The 21,416-nt window shown below is 61.8% G+C and carries 16 protein-coding genes and 1 pseudogene; 8 read left to right on the top strand and 9 right to left on the bottom strand.

Annotation, left to right across the window (positions count from 1 at the left end; all coding sequences use genetic code 11):
• Nucleotides 1-96: 96 nt before the first annotated feature.
• On the bottom strand, nt 97-936 hold the full coding sequence (locus tag RB548_RS10610) for an alpha/beta fold hydrolase (RefSeq protein WP_331371286.1): 840 nt from the start codon (nt 934-936) through the stop codon (nt 97-99).
• Between the two features lie 135 nt (nt 937-1,071).
• On the opposite strand from RB548_RS10610, the gene RB548_RS10605 reads away from it, so the two are divergent.
• Together RB548_RS10605 and RB548_RS10600 are read left to right on the top strand one after the other, a co-directional pair.
• Nucleotides 1,072-1,986 carry a LysR substrate-binding domain-containing protein gene (locus tag RB548_RS10605; protein ID WP_331371285.1) on the top strand — a complete coding sequence of 305 codons (915 nt, stop codon included), beginning with the start codon at nt 1,072-1,074 and terminating at the stop codon, nt 1,984-1,986.
• 613 nt (nt 1,987-2,599) lie between these two features.
• A complete protein-coding gene (locus RB548_RS10600; RefSeq protein WP_331371284.1) occupies nt 2,600-4,348 on the top strand; it encodes an adenylate/guanylate cyclase domain-containing protein in 1,749 nt (582 codons plus the stop codon).
• Nucleotides 4,349-4,589: 241 nt separating this feature from the next.
• On the opposite strand, the gene RB548_RS10595 is transcribed toward RB548_RS10600, so the two are convergent.
• Nucleotides 4,590-5,729, bottom strand: a complete 1,140-nt coding sequence (locus RB548_RS10595; RefSeq protein WP_331371283.1) for an adenylate/guanylate cyclase domain-containing protein — start codon at nt 5,727-5,729, stop codon at nt 4,590-4,592.
• 237 nt (nt 5,730-5,966) lie between these two features.
• Here RB548_RS10595 and RB548_RS10590 point away from each other — a divergent pair, with 237 nt between their 5' ends.
• From RB548_RS10590 to RB548_RS10580, 3 genes are all read left to right on the top strand, one after another.
• A complete protein-coding gene (locus tag RB548_RS10590; RefSeq protein WP_331371282.1) occupies nt 5,967-6,956 on the top strand; it encodes a L,D-transpeptidase family protein in 990 nt (329 codons plus the stop codon).
• A gap of 250 nt (nt 6,957-7,206) precedes the next feature.
• On the top strand, nt 7,207-7,701 hold the full coding sequence (locus tag RB548_RS10585) for a nucleoside deaminase (protein ID WP_331371281.1): 495 nt from the start codon (nt 7,207-7,209) through the stop codon (nt 7,699-7,701).
• A 193-nt stretch (nt 7,702-7,894) separates the two neighbouring features.
• Nucleotides 7,895-8,110, top strand: coding sequence for a hypothetical protein (locus tag RB548_RS10580; RefSeq protein WP_331374936.1), 216 nt, complete (start codon nt 7,895-7,897; stop codon nt 8,108-8,110).
• Nucleotides 8,111-8,210: 100 nt separating this feature from the next.
• Here the strand turns inward: RB548_RS10580 and RB548_RS10575 are convergent, their stop codons facing one another.
• Nucleotides 8,211-9,005, bottom strand: a complete 795-nt coding sequence (locus RB548_RS10575) for a glucose 1-dehydrogenase (RefSeq protein WP_408642366.1) — start codon at nt 9,003-9,005, stop codon at nt 8,211-8,213.
• 132 nt (nt 9,006-9,137) lie between these two features.
• On the opposite strand from RB548_RS10575, the gene RB548_RS10570 reads away from it, so the two are divergent.
• Nucleotides 9,138-9,740, top strand: coding sequence for a TetR/AcrR family transcriptional regulator (locus tag RB548_RS10570; protein WP_331371280.1), 603 nt, complete (start codon nt 9,138-9,140; stop codon nt 9,738-9,740).
• A gap of 28 nt (nt 9,741-9,768) precedes the next feature.
• Here RB548_RS10570 and RB548_RS10565 read toward each other — a convergent pair whose 3' ends face one another.
• Nucleotides 9,769-10,731, bottom strand: coding sequence for a C45 family autoproteolytic acyltransferase/hydolase (locus RB548_RS10565; protein ID WP_331371279.1), 963 nt, complete (start codon nt 10,729-10,731; stop codon nt 9,769-9,771).
• Between the two features lie 401 nt (nt 10,732-11,132).
• Complete coding sequence (locus RB548_RS10560; protein ID WP_331371278.1) at nt 11,133-11,657, bottom strand: DUF6428 family protein; 525 nt, start codon at nt 11,655-11,657, stop codon at nt 11,133-11,135.
• A gap of 42 nt (nt 11,658-11,699) precedes the next feature.
• Here RB548_RS10560 and RB548_RS10555 point away from each other — a divergent pair, with 42 nt between their 5' ends.
• Both RB548_RS10555 and arsK read left to right on the top strand, forming a co-directional pair.
• Complete coding sequence (locus RB548_RS10555; protein ID WP_331371277.1) at nt 11,700-12,068, top strand: ArsR/SmtB family transcription factor; 369 nt, start codon at nt 11,700-11,702, stop codon at nt 12,066-12,068.
• Between the two features lies 1 nt (nt 12,069).
• Nucleotides 12,070-13,272 carry an arsenite efflux MFS transporter ArsK gene (arsK, locus tag RB548_RS10550; RefSeq protein ID WP_331374934.1) on the top strand — a complete coding sequence of 401 codons (1,203 nt, stop codon included), beginning with the start codon at nt 12,070-12,072 and terminating at the stop codon, nt 13,270-13,272.
• Nucleotides 13,273-13,281: 9 nt separating this feature from the next.
• Here the strand turns inward: arsK and RB548_RS10545 are convergent.
• From RB548_RS10545 to adhP, 4 genes and pseudogenes are all read right to left on the bottom strand, one after another.
• Nucleotides 13,282-13,371, bottom strand: a pseudogene (locus RB548_RS10545) (arsenical resistance protein ArsH); the annotation flags it as partial.
• A 32-nt stretch (nt 13,372-13,403) separates the two neighbouring features.
• Nucleotides 13,404-15,755, bottom strand: a complete 2,352-nt coding sequence (locus tag RB548_RS10540) for an ethanolamine ammonia-lyase (protein WP_331371276.1) — start codon at nt 15,753-15,755, stop codon at nt 13,404-13,406.
• A 318-nt stretch (nt 15,756-16,073) separates the two neighbouring features.
• A complete protein-coding gene (locus RB548_RS10535; protein WP_331374867.1) occupies nt 16,074-19,922 on the bottom strand; it encodes a GH36-type glycosyl hydrolase domain-containing protein in 3,849 nt (1,282 codons plus the stop codon).
• A gap of 50 nt (nt 19,923-19,972) precedes the next feature.
• Complete coding sequence (adhP, locus tag RB548_RS10530; protein ID WP_331374865.1) at nt 19,973-21,001, bottom strand: alcohol dehydrogenase AdhP; 1,029 nt, start codon at nt 20,999-21,001, stop codon at nt 19,973-19,975.
• Between the last annotated feature and the right edge of the window lie 415 nt (nt 21,002-21,416).

Genomic DNA, 21,416 nt, shown 5'->3' with positions numbered 1-21,416 from the left:
CACTTTCCTCATCCCGCTCTAGGCAGATGTTCGCCCGGCGGCACCGCGCCCAGTGGTCCAAAAATAGCATCCGCATGACCTCCCTGCATGCCGTCGTCAGCCAAGAAAGTCCCGGATGGCGGCGGCAATCTCCGGCGCGTGGGTTTCCAGTGCGAAGTGGCCGGTGTCGAAGAAAACCACCCGTGCCTCTGGGATATCCCGCTTGTAGGCTTCGGCGCCGGGCGGCAGGAAGAAGGGGTCGTTGCGGCCCCAGGCTGCGAGGAAGCGCGGCCGGTGGGTGCGGAAATACTCCTGGAACACCGGATAGAGCGCGACATTGCTCTTGTAGTCGCCGAAGAGGTCGAGCTGGACATCGGCGGCGCGCGGGCGGGCGAGGTAGTGATTGTCGAGCGTGTAGCCGTCCGGCGAGACCTTCGCTGCGTCGGGGACGCCGTGCGTGTATTGCCAGCGGGTCGTCTCCGGTGTCAGCATCATGCGGATTGCGTCGCGATTGGCATCCGACGCCTCCTGCCAATAGGCGCGGATCGGATTCCAGCCCTCGCTCAGCCCCTCGGCATAGGCGTTGCCGTTCTGGGAAATGATCGCGGTGATCCGCTCCGGATGGCGGACCGCAAGGCGAAAGCCAGTCGGCGCGCCGTAGTCGAAGACGTAGACGGCGAAGCGGTCGAAGCCGACGATCTCGGTGAAACGCTCGATCGTCTCGGCGATCGAGTCGAAGGTGTTTACCTTCGGATCGTCCGACTGGCCGAAGCCCGGCAGGTCGGGCGCGATGATGTGGTAGCGGTCGGCAAGGAGCGGGATCAGATCCCGGAACATGTGGCTCGACGTCGGAAAGCCGTGCAGCAGCAGGAGTTTTTGCGCGCCCGGTGCGCCTGCCTCGCGATAGAAGATCTTCAGCCCGTCGACGTCGGTGCTTCGATAGTGAATGTCGGTCATCGTCATACTCCTTGTTGGCTGGTGCCCGGACGCTTGTCCGGTGCCGTTGAGATGGATGCGGGCAAGATATTATCTTCCAGCAGGAGCGATAATCGGCTACTTTCAAGAAGCATAGTTTCGTTGAGTGAGATAATCATGGACCGTTTCGAAGCGATGTCGATTCTCGTTGCGGCGGTGGAGGCGGGCAGCCTCACCGGTGCCGGCCGCCGGCTGAACATGCCTTTACCGACCGTCAGCCGGAAGCTCGCCGAGTTGGAGGATCACCTCGGAACCCGGCTCCTGACGCGAACGACGCGCAGGCTGACGCTGACCGATGCGGGCAACGATTATTTCCTGTCCTGCAAGCGCATCCTCGAAGACGTGGGCGAGGCCGAGCGGAAGGCGGCGGGCGAGCAGAGCGCGCCGAAGGGCGAGCTCGTGGTGACGGCGCCGATCGTGTTCGGCCGGCTGCATGTCCTGCCGGTCGTCAGCGCGTTCCTGGCGCTCTACCCCGACATCAATGTCCGGATGCTGCTTTCCGACCGCAATGTGCATCTGCTCGAGGACGATATCGATGTTGCCGTTCGCATCGGCGCGCTGCCCGACAGCACGATGGTTGCAAGGCGCGTCGGATCCGTGCGCCGCGTGGTATGCGGAAACCCCGGCTGTTTCGAGCAGCATGGCGCTCCGGCAGGCCCGGCGGACCTCGATCGGCTGCCCTGCGTCACCTTCGACATGATGGCGTCGCCGAGCCCCTGGATCTTTGGCAAGGGCGGGAACGCACGCGAGCCGGTCGTGGAGATCCGCCCGCGCCTTTGCGTCAACACCGCGGAGGCTGCGCTGGACGCCGCGATCGCCGGCGTCGGCGTGACCCGGGTTCTCTCCTACCAAGCAGCCCGGGCGGTGAAGGAGGGCCTGCTTCAGGTGGTCCTGCAGCCCTTCGAGCCGGCACCGCTGCCGGTCCATATTCTTTATCAGGGACGGGGCGAACTGCCGTTCAAGATGCGCAGCTTCCTCGATTTCGCGGCACCGCGCCTGCGCGAGCGGCTGGAGGAGGTGGCGCTGGCGTGAGATGGGTGGTCTTCAAGCCCCTTCGCCACTTCTCGAGCGCTGAAAGCCACGTCATTCACGGCGGCGACGTGCGATTCCGGACGAACCGACCGCAAACGCTGCAACCATCAGCTTTGCAAGGCATGGCTAATTTTCGCTACTTTGAGATGCGTTAACCCGGTGGCAAAATGAAAGCAGACGGGAAATATTCCTCCCGCTTTTTCGCCCACGCCTGGCCCCCTCCCAATGGGCGAAAGACCTCGTGGCCCCGGGTTCCCCTGCCGGGGCCTTTTCGTTGGTGCTCTTGAAAAACTCCAATGTTTACTGCGCCTTCCGCGGCCCCGACAGTCCGCCCGGTCTCGAATCGCGAAGCAAAATCGTCTCGACCGCCCGGTTGTACCGCAGACCCGCGCTCCTTGGCTGCGACTCGAAGAAGATCAGGCTCGCATCCTGCCGTCAGATGCTAGCGGCCGTAGTTCGTGGAGAGCGGAAGTTCGAACGCTAGCGCGCTGGACGGTCAATTTGCGCCAGAAGCGGTTACTCTTGCAGGGCTCAGACACGCAAAGAGCCGCTGTCGAATGTCTTAACCGAATTCTATGGTATGTTGCTTGATGCAATCCGTAGGAGAGCGTCTATGGAGCGTAGGCTGGCAGCGATCCTCGCCGCTGACGTCGTTGGCTTCAGTCGGCTCATGGAGGCCGATGAACCCGGTGCGCTCAACTCGTTGATGGCTCACCAATGCGAGCTCCTGAATCCAAGGATTGCAGAGCACAACGGCCGGGTCGTCAAACTCATCGGTGATGGCATTCTCGCAGAATTCCAAAGTGTGTTGGAGGCGGTCGCGTGTGCTGTCGACATACAACGCGCGATGATTGTTCGAAACCGCCCAACTCCTCCAGATCGCCGCATTGAATTCCGGATCGGCATAAACCTGGGAGACGTCATCTTAGAAAACGATGACATCTTCGGCGACGGCGTGAACGTTGCGTCAAGGCTGGAGGGGGTTGCAAGACCAGGCGGTATCGCTGTTTCGGCCGCCGTGCGCGACCTTGTCCGGGAACGGCTGGACATCGCTTTCGAAGACACCGGAGACCAGTACCTCAAGAACATCACCCGGCCAATCCGCGTCTATCAGGTTCATTTGGAGACGCAGATGCCGAATGCAGCCAACTTGATCGACACGCCCTTTGCTCTGCCGAAACGCCCGTCAATTGCTGTGTTGCCGTTTGAAAACATGAGCGGCGATCCGCGGCAAGACTATTTTGCCGACGGCTTGGTCGACGATCTCATCACTGAGCTGGCAAAAATTCCCAGCCTCTTCGTGATCGCACGCAACTCAAGCTTTTCCTACAAAGGCAGGTCGGTCGACGTAAAGCAAGTCGCTCGAGACTTAGGGGTACGCTACGTGCTTGAAGGCAGCGTCCGACAATCCGCCAACCGAATCCGCATCACGGGACAGCTTGTGGAGGGGACGGGTGCAACTCATGTATGGGCGGATAGGTTCGAGGGCCTCGCCGAGGACTTGTTTGACCTTCAAGACCGTTTCGTAACGAGCATCGTCGGTGCGTTGGAACCGTCAATGCGGCGAGCCGAAATCGAACGTGCGCTTCGAAAACGGCCAGATGCACTAGACGCATACGATCTGTACTTGAAAGCACTTCCCCACACCCATGCGAATTCACCTGCTGAAACCCAAAAAGCGCTGCAGCTGTTGGAGGAGGCCTTGAAGCGCGACCCGAACTATGCACTTGCACATGCCTATGCGGCGTGGTGCCGTGAGCAAAGTTACTTTCGCAGTGGCCTCGATGAACGAGATAAATCCCTCGCGCTAGAACACTGCAATGCTGCGTTCAACTTTGGCGTCGATGACCCGCAGGTCCTAAGCATCGCCGCCTTTGTCCAGTCCAATCTCACGCATGACTACGACGCGGCCATTGTTGTTTTGGATCGGTCGCTGGAGCTCAATCACAATTCGGCGCTCGCATACGGCTTCAGTGCCTTGGTGAATGCCCATAGCCAGCGAAATGAAAGAGCCATCGAGCATGCACTGCTTGCGTTGAGGCTCAGTCCGTACGATCCCTTGAACTATCACCCGTACTGTGCGCTGACGTTGGCCCACTGGTTCAGTGGCCGGTTCGAGGAGGCCGCCACCTATGCAGCGCTCGCCGTTGGCGCGAACCCGAACTTCAGCGTCGCCTACGCCTACCTCGCGGCGGCATATGTTGAGTTGAGCAATTTCGACGCCGCACGAGTGGCGGCAAAGCGCCTTATCGAGCTCGCACCGTCTTTCACAATCAACGCCTTCACTCGAATGGGGCCTTTTCGACCCGCGTCAATGCAATCGCTGGCGAACGCTCTCAAGAAGATACCGCTGCCTCACTAACCGGTGCCGTTGATACACTGTCTTGATCCCTTTGGGTCGCACTTTGCTGTTTGGAGAATCCGCCCGGCTCCCCAGAGGCGCAAGGACCAGCTGTCAAATGTCGAATTGCATATGGCGTCCTGAACGCGCGGCCAACGAGCACGCCGTCATTCCTGCTCGTCACAGGATCCAGCACGCAAGTCCTTGGGCGCGGGAGACTCTGCCGGATCGCGCGCGAACGGTGACGAGGTCGCATCCCCGCTCAGCCCCGCCGCAGCACCCATCTCAGCGCGGCGGCGATGGCCAGGCCGAGGAGCGGCCAGACGGCCCAGAAGGTCCCGTCGAAGGTGAGGAGATTGACGGCGACGACGGTGAGGGCGGCGATGGCAAGCAGGCCGAGGGTGCGGTTGATGTCCTTTCTCCGCCTGAGCCAGAGGAGGGCGTAGAAGATCGAGAGGCCGAGGAGCGGCCAGACGGCCCAGAGGACGCCGTCCCATGTGAGGAGGTTTATCGCGACGAGGCTGGCGGCGATCACGGCGAAGACGGCGAACTTGCGGTTGCCGGGCGTCACCGGAGAGGCCGTCTCGGGGGGCGCTTGCGGCCGCGAGGCTTCAGGCGCGCGTTGCCGGCCCCAGGTCCCGGAGCTTTCCGCTGCCGTGTCCTCGGGGGCAGCGCGCGCCCCGGCGGCCGACTGCCCGCGCGCCGCGTCGGGAGCGGATTGTCGGCCCCAGGTGGCGGAACGTGCCGTCGACGCTGTATGCCGGGGTGTGCCGCTTGCCGCCGCGCCATTGCCGTGAGCGTCCTGTGGGGGACCATTCTGCCGCGTGCCGTCACTTGCGGGGGCGCTCTCCGGAATGCCGTCGCGCCTGCTGGCATCCCGGGTGCCGATCCTGACCGCGTAGCTCGCGACGCCGCCCTCGATGTTCTTCACTTCGAGCTGGCCGAGGAAATCGAAGCTGACGGCGACCTTGTTGCGCACCTGGTCGTAGACCGTGTTGGAGATGACGATGCCGCCGGCCGGCGCCGTGGCCTGCAGGCGGGCGGCGATGTTGACGCCGTCGCCATAGAGGTCGTCGCCCTCGGCGATCACGTCGCCGAGATTGATGCCGATGCGAAGGAGCATCTGCATCTCGCTCGGCCGCTTGGCGTTGAGCCCCGCGAGTTCGTTCTGGATGTCGATCGCGGCGCGCACCGCCTCGACCACGCTCGGGAATTCGGCGATCAGCCCGTCGCCCCAGGTGTTGACGACCCGCCCGTCATGCGCCTCGATCAGCCGCGCCATGGCCTCGCGGTAACGCTTCAGGGTCGCGAGCGTGCCTTCCTCGTCGGCCCCCATCAGGCGCGAATAGTCCTGCACATCGGCACAGAAGATCGTCGTCAGCTTGCGGCGGGTCTCGGGCATGATGGCTTCGTCCTTGCTTCGGGTCCCCCCGTGCGCCTTTTGAGATGCGCAAGGGGCGCTGTGGCACTTTCAGTCGCTGCCTGTTTTTATCCTCAAATCGTTCAGGATTTAAGGAGGCATGCAGCAGGCGGCAGACGAAACCCCAGCGGGTAGGGACGCGGTCGACCGCCGGACGGTCCATGCTTTCGCGACCGCAGATCCAGCCGGTGGAACAAGTTCGGCCGCTGCGGATTTGTGATGTTCATGAAGAGCATCGCTTTCTTCGCAGCATTGCTGACATTGGGCCTCTGCGGCACCGCCGGTGCCGGGCAGCTTCAGCCGGAAGCCATCAACAAGGCTTCGCTCGCCTCCATCCCGCCCGAACGACCGTCCGAGGCCTCGCCGCGACCGGAGCCGGCCATCGTTCATCTCCAGGTGCTTCTCGACCGCGCGGGTTCGTCTCCCGGCGTGATCGACGGCTATTATGGCGAGAATGTCGCCAAGGCGATCGCCGGGTTCGAGGCCATGCAGCATCTTCCCGTTGATGGAAAGCTGGATCCCGAGGTCGTCGGCCGGCTTCCGGACGACAAGCCCGTCATCGAGCCCTATCGAGTGACTGAAGAAGATGCCAAGGATCTCGTCGAGCGCATTCCCCAAGACTACGCCAGGCAAGCCGAGATGAAGCACCTTGGGTATACCAGCGTGGCGGAGAGGCTGTCGGAGCGGTTCCACATGGACATCGACCTCTTGAAGGCGCTCAATCCGGGCTCGGCATTTGCGGTCGGAGACACGGTATCGGTTGCAATGCCCGGCGCCGCGAAGGAGGGCAAGGGAAGGATCAAGCGGATCGAGGCGCGCAGGCGCGCGGGCCAGGTCGCGGCCTTCGCCGAGGACGGCGCGCTGCTTGCCGTCTATCCCGCCACGATCGGCAGCGATGAGACGCCTTCGCCTTCCGGGACGCACAAGGTGAAAGGGGTCGCTCGAAAGCCCGTCTACGTCTACAACCCCGAGGTGAACTTCAAGCAGGGCGACAATGACGAGGTCCTGACGCTGCCCAGCGGCCCCAACAACACCGTGGGAAGCGTCTGGATCGACCTGACCGAGCCAACCTACGGGATCCACGGCACGCCGGAGCCGTCGCTCGTCGACAAGGTGGGGTCACACGGATGCGTGCGGCTCGCAAACTGGGACGTCGAGGAGCTGGCTGGGATGGTCAAGCCGGGGGTCATCGTGGAGTTCACCGACTGAACGGTGACGCCGCCGCAGTCTTTCCATGCGGTCTACAGCGCCGCGCGTCTTTGCGGCGGTGCGTGTCCGTCTTGCTGATAAGTCAAAATGGATCAATATTGATCCTTGATACCTGTCCATCGGGGGAATGCCGGATAACCACCCTCGGAAAGCTGGCAGCCTTCCACTTGACGGAATGCAAAGTACCCGCGCCGTTACCGGGGAAACATGGACGGCGGATGAACTGCGACAATTCCCAGGAGTTCATAAAATGACAGGCACCACGCGGTCCCACGACGAGTCACTGTTGCGCAAGGCCTTCGATGTGGCGCGGCGTTCGCGCGAGGGTGGAGATCACCCGTTCGGGTCAATTCTCGCCGACCGTGATGGCAATGTCTTGTTGGAACAGTGCAACGGCTACAGTTCAGAAGGTGGCGACCGCACCGCGCACGCAGAACGGCTTCTCGCCACGCGCGCAGGCAAGGCCTATGATCTGGATTTTCTCGCCGGGTGCACGATGTACACGTCTGCGGAGCCGTGCGCCATGTGCTCGGGCGCGATCTATTGGGCAGGCATAGGGCGCGTCGTGTTTGGCCTGTCCGAAAGAGGAATGAAACAACTGACGGGCGACCACGTGGAAAACCCGACGCTCGATCTCCCCTGCCACGTCGTGTTCGCCGCCGGTCAGCGCGCAACGGAAGTCGTGGGGCCCATGCTTGAGGACGAGGCGGTGAAACTCCACGAAGGATACTGGTCTCGCCGCTAATCGCCCATCGCGTCGCTGCGATTCAACGAAACATGCAGGTGCGGGCGCTCGCCCAAACGTGGTCGGCTCTCAGCCAGCCAGGAAACATGTCGTCCGCCTGCATGACAGAGTAAGGCACGGATGCGTGCGAGAATTGGTCGAGATCGCCGGCACCAGCGCGAAGGGGCCAACCAGCACAGACGAGGTCAAGGCTATGCACAGGTTCACAGTCACCGTCACTGAAGAGTTCGAGGCCGACTCCGCCGAGGAGGCCGCCTTGCTGATGTATCAGCAACTGACCAAGGTGCCGGCGCCGCTCAATTATTCGGTCACGGACGAGACAAAGACCGCAACCAATGTCATGTTGGACCGCGAGAAGGCGGACGAGTTTGCGAGCGTCGATCAGACGGCAGATCCCGGCAATTGGTAACTCCTGGCGAGGATGTCGACGGGTGCGGGCCGCCGTAAACTCATAAATCGGCGACATGCAGCATGCAAACCGGCGCTCACGAAGAGCGCCGGGAGCGCTGTCAGATCTGGGCCCAACCACCGTCGACGCACAATTCGGTGCCTGTCACGTAGGCCGAGTCATCCGAGGCGAGAAACAGAACGGCTCTCGCGATTTCGTCGACGGTGCCACTGCGGTGCATTGGAATTTGGGCATGCACCTGTGCTTTCGTCTGCTCGATCATCTCCTCGCTCATTCCTCCCTTACGCGCGAGATCCGTATCGATGTAACCGGGCGCCATGGCATTCACCCGAATCCCCTTCTCGGTCAGTTCCACGGTGAGCGACCGTGCCAGCGAGCGAATGGCAGCCTTCGTCGCCGAATAGACGCTGACATATGGACGGCCCTGTGTGCTCAGGGTCGAGGTGTTCAGGATTACCGAGCCGCCGGAAGTCATGAGCGGCAGGAGCTTCTGCACCGTAAAGTAGGTCCCCTTGAAATTGGTATCGACCGTAAAGTCGAATTCTTCTTCCGACATGTATTCAAACATGTTTGGTCGCGCCCCGCCGGCGTTCGCGAAGATGATATCGACACGACCATGCTTTCTCTCAACGTGTTCGCGAAGCGCTTCGATGTCTGACATCTTGGAAATATCGCTGCGGACCGCGTCGGCGCCATTTCCGATGCTTTGCGCCGCAGCATCGAGCGTCGCCTCATCGCGACCGGTAATGACAACCTTTGCGCCTTCGCGTGCGAACAGCTTGGCTGTCGCCAGTCCCATTCCCGAGTTACCGCCAGTGATGACAGCGACCTTACCGTCCAATTTACCCACATTCGTCTCCAATTCGTGTCTGAACGACCCCGACATGAAGTGCATGATTGCTGGAGCGGCGGGGCCAAAACTTATATATGAAGCATCTTTCAGGTTTTGGATTCGCTTATGGGAAACGGCTCTCGGCCACCGCTAATCCCCCGGAAATCACCGCGTCAGGGCCGGTCCATCGCCACCGTGGACGCTATTTTCGAGGCAACCATTCAGGTTTTGTTGAGCGATGGTCTGATCCGCCTGAACACCACGCGAGTGGCACGTCGTGCAGGCGTTTCGGTCGGAACACTGTACCAGTACTTCCCGAACAAGCAGGCCTTGCTCTTCGCGGTGCTGGAGCGACACCTCGCGATGCTGGCAACCGCCATAGAGAAAGCGTGCGACGAGAACCTCCACGCTACGGTGGAGACGATAGCCGAAGCCGTGGTGAAGGCTTATCTTCAGGCACAGATGGCGCAAGCCGAGATCTCTCCCGCCCTCTACCGCATCGCCTTGGAACTCGACGCTCGGGAGTTGACCGAGTTGGCGGCTCGGCGGAGCGCAAGCGCAATCGAGGCAACGCTGTCCAGTGCCGGTGATGGCCGCTTCGCCGATCCGAGCTTGATTGCCCAAACCCTGACCGCAGCGCTTTACGGAACTGTTCCGGCCTTCTGCCACCGGGTTTTGGCCCCCGCTGATGGTATAGAGGCCGAAAGGCAACTCACAATTATGTTTCGCTCTTATCTCGTCGCGCACCGGAGCGGGATTGCGGAAGGGCACGAATCCAAAAACGGAGTTGAGGGCTGAGGTCTGGCGTGATTTCAGCCGCCAACCGTCACCCATAGTGGTGCGTGTATTCGCCCGGCTGAAAATGCGCAAAGCCCTGGGACCAGCGTTTGCCCGGCCAGACATAGTCCACCCGGCCTTCTTCGGGCCGGTAGACGGCTGTGTAAAGGGTCGGGAAGCGCGGATTTCGCGCATGGACCGGCGGCTCAAGGAAGCGGTCGGTCAGGCCTTTGAGCGACATCGAAGGCTCGTCGAGCGCCTGCAAAAGCGCCTGTTGCCGCGCCAGTGAATTTGGCGGCGCCCGTTCGCTGCGCTGGTGGTTCGCGCAGGCCTTGAGGCGGGTGATGATCGGCCGCTGGCCGGGGCCGAGGAGGAGAGTGGCATAGGTGCCCGATCGATCGAGCAGGGTGACGTTCTGCGCAAGCGCCACGGGGATGCGGCAAAGAGCGTCCACCGCCTGGCCGACGCGATGGCAGGTTTCGAGCACGTAGCGGATCATCAGAATGATCGAGAAGCCGCGACCCTGGACGCGGCCGCCGCCGAGCGTCACGCTCGCGACCAGTCCTTCCTCGTTCATCCCGTCGACGCAGCCTCCCCAGGGGCGCTGCGCCTTCGCAATCACCTTCAGGCCGGACCACGCGGTGAGCTCGAAGCGATCCGAGACGATATCGGGCGGATAGTCGAAGTTGCGGACGAGCGCCGGGCCTTCTTTTCCGAGCCAGACCGCCTGGCTGCAGCCATAGCCCTCCGGCGCGGGACGGTAGTGGCTGAGTACCCGATGGGCGAGCTCGTCGTCGCCGACGAGGGCGCAGACGTGCTCATAGTGCGGGATGAGCTCGGGCATGTGCTGCGCAAGCGCGGCGCGACATTCCCTTGCGGTAGGGGCAGTGGGGGCCGATGTTCGCGCCCGGCCGAAATACCAGCTCTCCGCGCCGGCCCGGCCCGTCGTGAATCGGGAAAGCCAGTCCTCCCCGGGCCGGTCCTCCCGCGCTGAGACGAAGGTCTTCTCCATGACGGAGTATAGGGAGGGAAGCCTGCGAATGGCAACGCCACAGCGTCGCGGGGCTTGTCAGGCGCTACGGTACACGGCGGGTGCCTGCTGCGCCTCGTCGGTTGCGGTACGGCAAGGCATCTCCTCCGATCCTCATTCCTGTGCTTGTCACAGGAATCCAGCGCGCCCAAGTCCTTGGGCTGAAAGGACTCTTCCGCGCCGCAGACGCGGCGCTGCTGGATCCCTGTGACAAGCACAGGGATGACGGCGAAAAAAAGCATCCGCCGAACCCGCTACTGTCGTCAACTGTGATCATACGCGCAAAGGACGCTGTAACGCTTTGAATTGCTGCATGTTTTTACTTTAAGCCGGCCAGGATTCAAGGATACATGCAGTAGGCGCGTGCCCCTTGTCCTTGCTCATTATGCGCAGCAATTCGAAGCGTCCGACGGACCGCAGCAACTCGATTGCGAGGGTGTGGACTGCTCGGCGAGCCACCGGTCGCGAGGCTTGCAGCTCGCGGGGCGGGGCGAAAGGTGAATGAAAAGCGCGTCGTCCCGCTCGACGGGCGCGTCGGCGCAGTAAAGTTGCATCGGCCTTACGCCATCGCTGACCTCGAACGTCAGTCTGGCCGATCCGTCAAGGGCGACGTGTTCGGAGACCTTCCTGATGATGGCCGAGAACTTTCCCGCTGGCATGTGGGTGCGTTCGCCGCCGTCGACGTCCCATAGCTGGACGAAGATTTCCGTCCATGCCTCGGCGTTCGCGCCGCAGTCGAGCGCGGAGAACTGGCCGGCCTTCACTTCCGTGACGTGGTATCCGGGGCGGACGATCCTTCCGTCATATTCGAAGACGAGCGGCTTGGCCCCGGTTTCTTTCAGCCGTTCGAGCAGCGATCCAAGTGTGATGTCGCTCTGCGCATGCGGGCTATTGTCGATCAGCGTCATTTCGGTTATTCCTCGTTTCAACACTTTTAGGATTCTTGAAATATGGAAGAACGTCAAGCCCTGATGTCGTTCGCGGCACTGTCTCAGGAGACCCGGTTGGGGATCGTCAGAACGCTCGTCGTGGCGGGGCCTGGGGGGATGGCCGCCGGCGCGATCGCGGAGAAGATGAGCGTCTCGCCCTCGAACGTCTCCTTCCACCTGAAGGAGCTGGAGCGGGCCGGACTGATCGCGCAGAGGCGCGAATCCCGCTCGATCGTCTACAGCGCCAGCTACGATGCACTGTCCGGTCTAGTGACGTTCCTGATGGAGGACTGCTGCTCCGGGCACCCCAGCGTGCGCCCGCCCGCGGACCGGGCCGACGACGGTTGCTGCGCCCCGTCTTCCGCATCGGCAGAAGGCGAGAATGTCTGACATGAAGCCCGGCACTCCCGTGGCCATCGTCGCCGCGCTCGGACTCACCCAGATCATCGGCTACGGCACGCTCTACTACAGCTTCAGCATCCTCGCGCCCGGAATGGCGCGCGACCTCGGGCTTAGCGTCGAGCAGGTGTTCGGGGTCTTTTCCGCCTCGCTGTTCGCGGGCGGTCTTTCGGCTCCGTTCGTCGGGGGATGGATGGATCGGTTCGGCGCGGCGATGGTCATGACCTTTGGCTCGGCCGTCTCGGCGTTGGCCCTCCTGCTGTGCGCCTGGTCCCCCTCGATCGCGGTGTTCGCGCTCGCGATCGTCCTCCTGGAAGTTGCATCGGGCATGGTGCAGTACCAGGCGGCTTTCGCGGCGCTCGTGGAAAGCCGCCCGATGGCGGCTTCGCGCAGTATCACCTATCTCACCTTGATCGCGGGCTTCGCCTCGACAATCTTCTGGCCGATCACCGCGAGCCTTCACGAGCCCTTCTCATGGCGGGAAATCTACATCGCCTACGCGGCGTTGAACCTGATCGTCTGCCTTCCGCTTCACTATTGGATCATGCGGAGCAGGAGATCCGAAGCGGCCAAGTTCGCCCGCAACGACCGGGAGGCCGTCGTCGGTGCACTTCCGGCCGAGGTCAGGCGACGCGGCATGCTGCTTGTGTCGCTGGCTTTTGCCCTGCAGGGCTTCACGCTTTCGGCGATGCTGACCCACATGGTTCCGATGCTGGGAGCGATCGGCTTCGGAACGGCAGCCGTCGTGATCGGCTCGCTCTTCGGGCCTTCACAGGTCCTGAGCCGGCTGATCAACATGGCATTCGGCGAAAACCTGTCGCCACCTGTGCTCGCCATGCTGTCCGCCGCGCTCATCGTCGCCGGCGTCCTTATCCTCGGCCTGTCCGGAACCTGGCTGCCCGGGGCCGTGGCCTTCGCGATCTGTCTTGGCCTTGGGTCAGGCATCAACAGCATCGCCCAGGGCTCCCTGCCACTCTGGCTGTTCGGGTCGGGGGGCTACGGAGCGATAACGGGCCGCATGGCCGCCGCACGGCTGGCTGCGGGCGCAATGGCGCCGTTCGTTTTCTCCGTGTTGATGGAGCGCGTCGGAAGCAACGTCGCTCTGATGGCCAACGCGTGCCTTGGTGCAGTCGGCATCGCGGCCTTTGTCGCAGTGGCGTCGGCCGCCAGGCGCACGGCCACCGCGACGTCGTGAGCGCGCGCGTCAGATGGATTTCAGCGCCACCCGCTTTTCCAGTCTGGCGGCGTCTTCCTTCCGTTCGCTGTAGCGGTCGGTAAGGTACGCCGAGGCGTCGCACGGCAAACTCCGCGGCCTGCTTGCGCGATTTACTGCCCATAACGGCGGCTGCCATTCACCTCCTTGCCGACGATCTCCCTGATAATGGTCAAGGTTTCCCTGGCGGCTTCCTTTGGCGGCAGGGCGGTGTCTGCGACATTGCTCACGAGTCTCGTAATGTCGTGGTCGATATTCTTCTCGGACCATCGTTTGCCTTTGGCGACGGTGATGTAGACCGAATAGGCGTGGTGCGTGGTGCCGGGCCGTTCACCGATGATGTGGAGAATCCCTCTGATCGTGTCGGGATCTGCTTTCTCGAAAAGCACCTCGCCGACCCGGTAGCCGGCTCGCACCCTTCCGCTGGTGACCATGATGTTCTTGTCGCCCATGGTGACGCCGGCCTCGGCAAGCAGCCTGCGCATCTCCTCGAGGTAGGGGGCAAGGTGTCCGTCGTCCATGATGGCTTTGGCGTTGAGACCGTCCGAGATGACGATCTGGCCCTTGGGCATGTCGTCTCCCCAGGAATCCCTTATTCTTTCAATCTCCGCAATTGCTTCGGGGCTCAGCGTTTCGCCTGTGTTCGGGTGGGCTATGTAATCGTTGCGGTCCTTGGACAGGGTGCGGACGGGCACCACATCAGGCACGGCGGCGATAAATTCGGGCGTCAGTTCGGCCCAGAGTGATTGCTTGGCGTCGTCGTAAAGACCCTTCACCTTGGCCGCGAGCGCCGGATTGAGGTCCCAGAGTTTTTCCCCGTGGCCTGTCGCGAGATCGACACCTCTCCCTTCAACCTCCCGCATTTTCTCCCGGCCTTCGGCGTAGACCGCCTCCCTGGACCTTCCGTCACCCTTGGCGAGGCGATACTGGTAGTAAACCCATAGCGGATCTCCATAATTCTCGGTGTAGCCGTTGTTCTCGCCAACGATGCCGATCCGCTTGTAGAAATCCCACATCGCATCGTTGACCTTGAAGCCGAATTTATCCCTCACGCGCACGTGATCCTGGAACGACGTGGTGAGATAGCTCAACATCGGGTCGTTTTTGGTAGGGAGCGCAATCAGATAGGCGGGATTGGCCGGCATGATCTGGTCCTGGCACCAGTCGAGATCTTCCAGGCTGACCGTCATGTGCAGGGTGGTGCAGATGTCGAGGCCGATGGTAAGCCCGTGGAGCTTGCCCATGACCATGTCTTCGAGGCAGCATCTGACCAGTTGTTCGCGGCTCTTGAAGACCTCCGGACCGATGAAGCCGGCGACATCGTTGACATGAAGCCATGCGCCGCTCGGCTGCACCTTTGCGAGTTCGAGTCCGACCGCTCTGCTGAACCCGTATTTTCGGGACTCGAGCACCATCATGTCGACGCCGTTTGCCACGCCGTTGGTGAATTCCGAGCCCTGTCCGGTTTCGAAGTAGAGGCCATATCTTTCCCCATTCTTCGCGCGCGCATACTTAAGGATCTTCTCGTTGGTGATATCAAAGATCTTGTTGCAGTCGTCTGTTCCGGCCAGGCTCTGGAACATCGTCGAAACCGTTCCCGGGAAAGTTTCGTTGACCTCGGCCTGGACATCGATGTGCGCGAGCACACACCAGGGGATCACGTCATCAAGGCCGAAGGTATCGACGATATCCTTGAGCGCGCGTTCAACAGCGACGACGCTCGCCACCGTACTGTCCACCGGATTGGTGCCTATGACGATGTCGCCGGTTGCATAGGAGAAGGCATCGAAGACCTGCCAGGCGATGTCGTCCGGATGGTCTGTAGGAGAATTGGGCTGGATCCGGGCGCCCATGTATCCCTTGGCCCCCATATTGGTGCCAGGCATGACATTGAAAATCTTCTGGCTGAGGGAGACCAGTTCCTCATTGCTCATCAGTTTCGGGACAAAGCCGATCGTGTCGCTGGTCAGGCCGTTCATGACGCCTTTGATGTTTTCCTCCGGTTCGGTCAGAAGAAATTCCTTCAGTTGCCCCATGGTCCAATCCTTGACCTTTTCGTACTGGACCTGATCCGTCGTCTGCCAGATCAATTTTTGCAGATCGTCCTCGAACAGCGGGCGCTGGTAGAGGTCACTGACTTTGGTGTTTGCCAGAAGGGCGCGAGCGTTCCGTCGCGTCGTCTCATTCTCGGCCCCCACGCCAATTGCCTGATCTCCCTCCTTGAACTCATTCGCGGCGCCGATCACCTGCTGGTAAGCTGTCTGGTCAAACCCGCCCTTGATCCGGCTGATATAGGCAAAGACGTCCTCGCCCTGCTTGACTTCGTCAATGCTAAAGGGACCTCCGCCAAGCGCCGCTCTGGCATGGTTATAGCTGGCGAGCGTGGCGGCGGCAGTTCCCGCCATCATCAGGAGATCTCTTCTGGAAATCCCGTCATGCTGATTAGAGAACCAGCCCTTGTTCATGACCCATTTCCTTTCTGCAGAAGGTCTACTGCATGTCTTTGTCCTTAAATCGACCTCGATTTAAGGACAAAGACATGCAGCAATTCAAAGGGCTACAGCGACCTTTGCGCGTCCGATAGGACGCGCGGCGCTGTAGTGCTATCGGCATTCCGCTGAACGGCCGGCCACCGAGCCGATGGCCAGGCCGCTACCCGTCTCCGGTCGAGCTATGTTGAATTTCGGCAATGCTTGCGGGAAGTGTCGGGTTGCATCTCGATCCGTGCGTCGTGAACTGACGTCGACCGAGATCCTGATCTGTCGACAGCAATTCCGCCATGGCTAGCCAACCACCAGATGGACATCATGGTTTCGTCCGTCGTCCGCGAGCGGAACGGTCGCGTCGGCCAGTTGTGCGCCGTCCACGGTCAGCGAGCGCCCGGCCTCCGCATCCTTGGTCACCCTGATGCGATAGGTCGCCGATCCATATCGGTAGTCGACCTCGTAGCCTGGCCAATCTCGCGGGATACACGGCTCGATCGACAGTTGAGGGCCTCGACGGCGAATGCCGAGGATGGCTTCCAGACCCACGCGGTAAAGCCACCCGGCGGCCCCCGTGTACCAGGTCCAGCCGCCGCGCCCCGTATGCGGCGCCGCGCCGTAGATGTCGGCGCAGACGACATAGGGTTCGACCATGTAATGCTCGCAATCTTCCGGCGTCAGGGCATGGTTGATGGGATTGAGCATGCTCCAGAGCTGAAACGCCCGATCTCCGTCGCCTGACAGCGCGGTCGCCAACGCGACCCAGACAGCCGCGTGGGTATACTGCCCGCCATTCTCCCGTATTCCCGGAACGTAGCCCTTTATGTAGCCTGGCTGGAGTGTCCCCTTGTCGAAGGGCGGATCGAAGAGCTTGATCAATTTGTCTTCGTGGCGAACGAGTCGATCCCATACCGCCTGCATTGCGCTGGACGTGCGCTCGGCATCGGCAACCCCCGAGATGCCCGCCCACGCCTGAGGAATGGCATCGATCTGGCACTCGTCGTTCACGGAGGAGCCAAGGGGCGTGCTATCGTCGAAATAGGCGCGGCGATACCACGAGCCATCCCAGGCGTTTGCCTCCAATGAAGCCCGCAATGCCTCGGCGCGCTCCCGGCACCACGCTGCCCGATCCTCATCGCCATGTGCCGATGCGATCTCGGCGAATGAGTTGAGCACGGTGAGGAAGAACCATCCGTTCCATACGCTCTCGCCCTTGCCCTCGGCACCCACCCTGTTCATGCCGTCGTTCCAGTCGCCGGTTCCCATCAGGGGAAGCCCGTGGGATCCGAGGCGGAAACCGCGCTCCAGGGCGCGGCAGCAGTGGTCATAGAGGGTTCCAGTCTCCTCGCTGACCTGAGGAACGCCGAAGCTCTCCTCCTGATCGTCATTCAGGACGGGCGAGGTGATGAACGGAACCTCTTCACTGAGGAGCGCATAGTCTCCCGTCGTCGACACATAGTGGTGGACGACGTAGGGCAGGAAATAGAGATCATCGGTCATGCGGGTCCGCACGCCGACGCCAGACGGAGGATGCCACCAGTGCTGGACGTCTCCTTCCGTGAACTGGCGCGCCGCCGCGCGAAGAATATGGGTGCGTGTCTCATCGGGCGCGGATTGCACCAAGGCCGCCACATCCTGGAGCTGGTCGCGGAAACCATAGGCGCCGCCAGACTGATAGAAACCCGTTCGCGCCCAGACGCGGCAAGCCAATACCTGGTAGAGCAGCCATCGGTTCATCATGAGGTCGAAGGCGGCGTCGGGAGTTCGAACCGTGACCGAGCTCAATAGCCGATCCCAGTGGCGGGCTGCGACTGCGAGTGAGCGGTGCGCACGCTTAGGCTCGGCATATTCCCGGACGAGCCTGTGAACCTCGTCACGACTGTCGCAATAACCGAGCACGAACACCAGCTCGGCGCTTCGGCCGGGGGGGACCGAAACCTCGACCGTGAGCGCAGCGCAGGGATCGCTTGGCGAGCCGCCGCTGCCGCCTTGATCCGAGCCTCCAAGTCCCGCAGGCTGAAACACGGAACCGTTCCGACCGAGAAACTCGCCGCGTTCGCACGTAACCGAGCGCGGCGGCACGCTCGACGCAACGAATGCCAGCTTTCCGGAGAAGTCGCTCTCCCAGACGTTCCACGCGACGACCGCTCCCACTGCGCCATCGAATTCACACGCGATCCGCGTGGCAGCATCCTCGCGCAGCGTACCGAGAACCCATTCGACGAAGTAAGTGGCGGTCAGGACGCGCGGGTCCTTTCCATCGTTGCGGATTGCAAGGCGAATGATCTTGATCGGTTCTGACACGGGGACGTGGACCGTCATCTCATGGTGCAGGCCTTCGCCAGCGCTCTCGTAGCGACTGTAACCCTGTCCATGGGTGACCGTGGTTGTCATCGATTGGCCGAGGGGCAGGGGGGTCGGCGTCCAGAGCTCGTCGCTTTGCTCGTCGCGCAAGTAGACGACTTCGCCCGGTGGGTCCGAAACCGGGTCGTTCGACCAGGGCGTGAGCCTGTTGAGCTGGCTGTTGCCCGCCCAGGTATAGCCAAGTCCGCTTTCGCTCGTCAGGCAGCCGAACTCGCGGTTTGCTATGACGTTGCTCCATGGTGTCGGGGTTTCCGCTCCACCGTCCGCAAGAACCACATAGTCCCGCCCGTCTCCGGTGAAGCCCCCGCGACCGTTCCAGAAAAGCAGGTCAGCCCGTCTCGCATGGGACGGCGTCTTGCGGGCCGCTCGAAAGTGCGTCCGGGTGTGCGTCATAGCCTGGCGCGCCGGGGCAGGCTTGAGCTCGATCTGGTCGGCAAGCGGTCCCTGGCTGCAGGAGAGAGCGACGCGTGCAGCAGCAGCGATCGCGTCCATCGAGGCGGCCGCAAGAGCGGTCGCGGACAGGACATGAACGCCTCCGGGCTTGCCGAGGCTCGCGTCCTCTCCGTCGATCTTCACTTCGTCGCTCGCGCCGGTCTCGTCGAGGAGAACGAGATCGAAGGAAAGGCCGCGGCTGGAAATGAATGCGTGGGCGTCGATGACATCCTCGACAAGAGACGTTTCGTCCGCCCCGTCGAGCCGCAGGAGCAGAACAGGGAGATCTCCGGAAATGCCGACCGACCAAAGAGCGTCTTTTCTCAGCCGCATATTGCCGAGACCGCCGGTATCTGGCGAACCGCGATGCGAAAATGCCAGGCTTCCTGCCAGCCGATTGTAGACCGCCACCTTGTCGGCGGTGAGCTTCGACGTAGCCAGTCCGCTGGCATAGGCTTTCATGGCATCCGACAGCGCCCGCTGGGCCGCCTCGATATCTGCAAACCGTCCAGCAATGGCCCGGATATCATCTTCGTTGTCGGCCGCGCCTGTCACGAAAGCGATCTGCTCGGTTCCAGAGGGTTTTAAGACAACCGTCCTGCGCAGACTGAAGATGGGATCGAGCACGGGACCCGTCGTGGCTGACAGGCGTGTTCCAGGCTCAAGGGCGCGGGGATTCGATGGCGTTCGCCCCCGGCCAAGAAACCTGCGGCGGTCCGTTTCGTACTCGACCGAAGGGCGGGCGTCATCGCTTGATGAAGAAACGTGCACCGCCCAGATCGGCTTCTCCGAGGCACTGCGGGGCCGACGCCTTGCAAACAATGCGGCGGACCCGGCATCGAACCAGGTCTCGACGAAGAGTTTGGCAAAGGCGGGATGGGCGCTATCGGCGCGTCGACCATTCAGGCAGACTTCGCAGTAACTGGTCAGCTCGAGTTCCTTGGCCGCCGTTCCCCTGTTGAACAGCCGAAGCAAACGCACTTCCGCGTCGCAATCCGTGGCGACGCAAACTTCCCACGAAACGTCGATGTCTCCAACCGAACAGCGAAACTCGGCGCGGTCGCCATGAAAGCCTCGCTCGTATGTGGCATCCGCCCGACAGATCGGCTGCCGGCCAATCGACCAGACCTTATCGTTCTCGAGGTCCCGGATGTAGCAGAACTGGCCCCAGCAATCTTGCGTGGCATCCTCTCGCCAACGCGTCACATCGAGACCACGCCAGGATGCGCAGCCTGAACCCGCCTCCGTAAGAAGCAGGCCGTATCGACCGTTCGAAAGCAAAGCGATTTCGGGAGGCTCGCAGACGGGGTGCGCAGCGCCAGCACTAGCAACTTCGTCAATCGATCGGACCATCACACGGATCCCCCAATTGGTGCGGACCAGCCCCTACAGCGCCGCGCAAGTTACCGCAGCCGCATCACGATGCGACCGTCGATCTTGCCCGCTTCCATGCGTTGGAAGATGTCGTTGATGCTCTCCAGGCTCTCCCACGAGAAATACGGTGTCACCTTGCCTTCCGCCGCGAACTGCAGCGATTCCTCCAGGTCCTGGCGGGTGCCGACGATCGATCCGCGCACCGTTATGCGCTTCAGGACTGTTTCGAACACCGGCAGGGAAATCATTCCGGGAGGAAGGCCGACGAGCGCCATCGTTCCCCGTGATCGCAGGAAGCCGAAAGCCTGTTCCATCGCGGCAGGAGAAACAGCGGTCACGAGCGCCCCATGAACGCCGCCGTTCGTCGCTTTTTGTACCTGCTCAATGGCATCTTTCGCTTTGCCGTTGATCGTGACGTCAGCCCCAAGCCGCTTTGCCAGCGACAGTTTCTCGTCGAATATGTCGGCGGCGACAACGTTCATGCCCATCGCTTTCGCGTACTGAACGGCCATGTGACCCAGGCCGCCGACCCCGGAGATGGCCACCCATTCACCGGGGCGGACCTCTGTCTCTCTCAGCCCCTTGTACACGGTGACGCCTGCGCAAAGAACGGGGGCGGCCGGTCCGAAATCCAATGCATCGGGGAGATAACCGACGAACTCCGGATCTGCCAATCCGAATTCAGCGAAAGTGCCATTGACCGAATATCCGGTATTGGATTGCGACGCGCACAAGGTTTCCCAGCCGGTTCGGCAATAGGGACAGTAGCCGCAAGCCGTATGAAGCCAGGGCACTCCGACCCTGTCGCCTTCCTTCACCCTCTTCACGCCCGCGCCGACGGCCGAGACATATCCGACACCTTCATGTCCCGGAATGAAAGGTGGACTTGGTTTCACGGGCCAGTCCCCGTTTGCGGCATGGAGGTCGGTATGGCAAACGCCCGTCGCTTCATATTTGACGAGTATCTGCCCGGGTTGCGGCGTCGGAACCTCCACCTCCTCGATCGCGAGCGGCGTACGAAACTGTCGAACGACAGCGGCTCTCATATTCTGTGCCATTACATCCTCCTCCCTGAAGATGCATTCGAGGGCAGTAAAATGGTCGGCAAGCGTTATTATGGATAAGGATCCAGGAAATGCTCGACCACGCCCCTGATGTCACGGCTCCGCCTTACCGCTTCATCGCCTGAGCTTCGCGCGCCGGCTCCCTTTGATACCCAGCAGATACCGCTCATCATCGACGGCCAGGAGTCACCGGCGTGACTGTCGTGCACGGACTTGGCCGCCTGTCGGACACTGTTGTCAGGGAAGGCTTGACGACCGTGGTCGTCATCGCATCTTTGGCGCGCATGGAATCTAACTCCGGCAATGCCCTCGGTACCGTCATTAGCAAGAGCCACTGCATGTTTCCTTAAATCGTAGCCGGTTCAAGGATAAAAACATGCAGCAATTCAAAGTACTACAGCGTGCTTTG

Origin of the sequence: Sinorhizobium chiapasense, from assembly GCF_036488675.1 — a bacterium.
Classification (GTDB): Bacteria; Pseudomonadota; Alphaproteobacteria; order Rhizobiales; family Rhizobiaceae; genus Sinorhizobium; species Sinorhizobium chiapasense.
The sequence above is the reverse complement of the archived record's forward strand: the minus strand, read 5'-3'. Positions and strand labels throughout refer to the sequence as shown.

Excerpts from the sequence above, each read along its gene's own strand:
- arsK (WP_331374934.1), top strand. The coding sequence starts at position 12,070 with ATGAAGCCCGGCACTCCCGTGGCCATCGTCGCCGCGCTCGGACTCACC.
- RB548_RS10585 (WP_331371281.1), top strand. The coding sequence starts at position 7,207 with ATGACAGGCACCACGCGGTCCCACGACGAGTCACTGTTGCGCAAGGCC.
- RB548_RS10565 (WP_331371279.1), bottom strand. The coding sequence starts at position 10,731 with ATGGAGAAGACCTTCGTCTCAGCGCGGGAGGACCGGCCCGGGGAGGAC.
- RB548_RS10555 (WP_331371277.1), top strand. The coding sequence starts at position 11,700 with ATGGAAGAACGTCAAGCCCTGATGTCGTTCGCGGCACTGTCTCAGGAG.
- RB548_RS10575 (WP_408642366.1), bottom strand. The coding sequence starts at position 9,005 with ATGCACTTCATGTCGGGGTCGTTCAGACACGAATTGGAGACGAATGTG.
- RB548_RS10610 (WP_331371286.1), bottom strand. The coding sequence starts at position 936 with ATGACCGACATTCACTATCGAAGCACCGACGTCGACGGGCTGAAGATC.
- RB548_RS10560 (WP_331371278.1), bottom strand. The coding sequence starts at position 11,657 with ATGACGCTGATCGACAATAGCCCGCATGCGCAGAGCGACATCACACTT.
- RB548_RS10535 (WP_331374867.1), bottom strand. The coding sequence starts at position 19,922 with ATGGTCCGATCGATTGACGAAGTTGCTAGTGCTGGCGCTGCGCACCCC.
- RB548_RS10600 (WP_331371284.1), top strand. The coding sequence starts at position 2,600 with ATGGAGCGTAGGCTGGCAGCGATCCTCGCCGCTGACGTCGTTGGCTTC.
- RB548_RS10580 (WP_331374936.1), top strand. The coding sequence starts at position 7,895 with ATGCACAGGTTCACAGTCACCGTCACTGAAGAGTTCGAGGCCGACTCC.
- adhP (WP_331374865.1), bottom strand. The coding sequence starts at position 21,001 with ATGGCACAGAATATGAGAGCCGCTGTCGTTCGACAGTTTCGTACGCCG.
- RB548_RS10605 (WP_331371285.1), top strand. The coding sequence starts at position 1,072 with ATGGACCGTTTCGAAGCGATGTCGATTCTCGTTGCGGCGGTGGAGGCG.
- RB548_RS10595 (WP_331371283.1), bottom strand. The coding sequence starts at position 5,729 with ATGCCCGAGACCCGCCGCAAGCTGACGACGATCTTCTGTGCCGATGTG.
- RB548_RS10590 (WP_331371282.1), top strand. The coding sequence starts at position 5,967 with ATGTTCATGAAGAGCATCGCTTTCTTCGCAGCATTGCTGACATTGGGC.
- RB548_RS10540 (WP_331371276.1), bottom strand. The coding sequence starts at position 15,755 with ATGAACAAGGGCTGGTTCTCTAATCAGCATGACGGGATTTCCAGAAGA.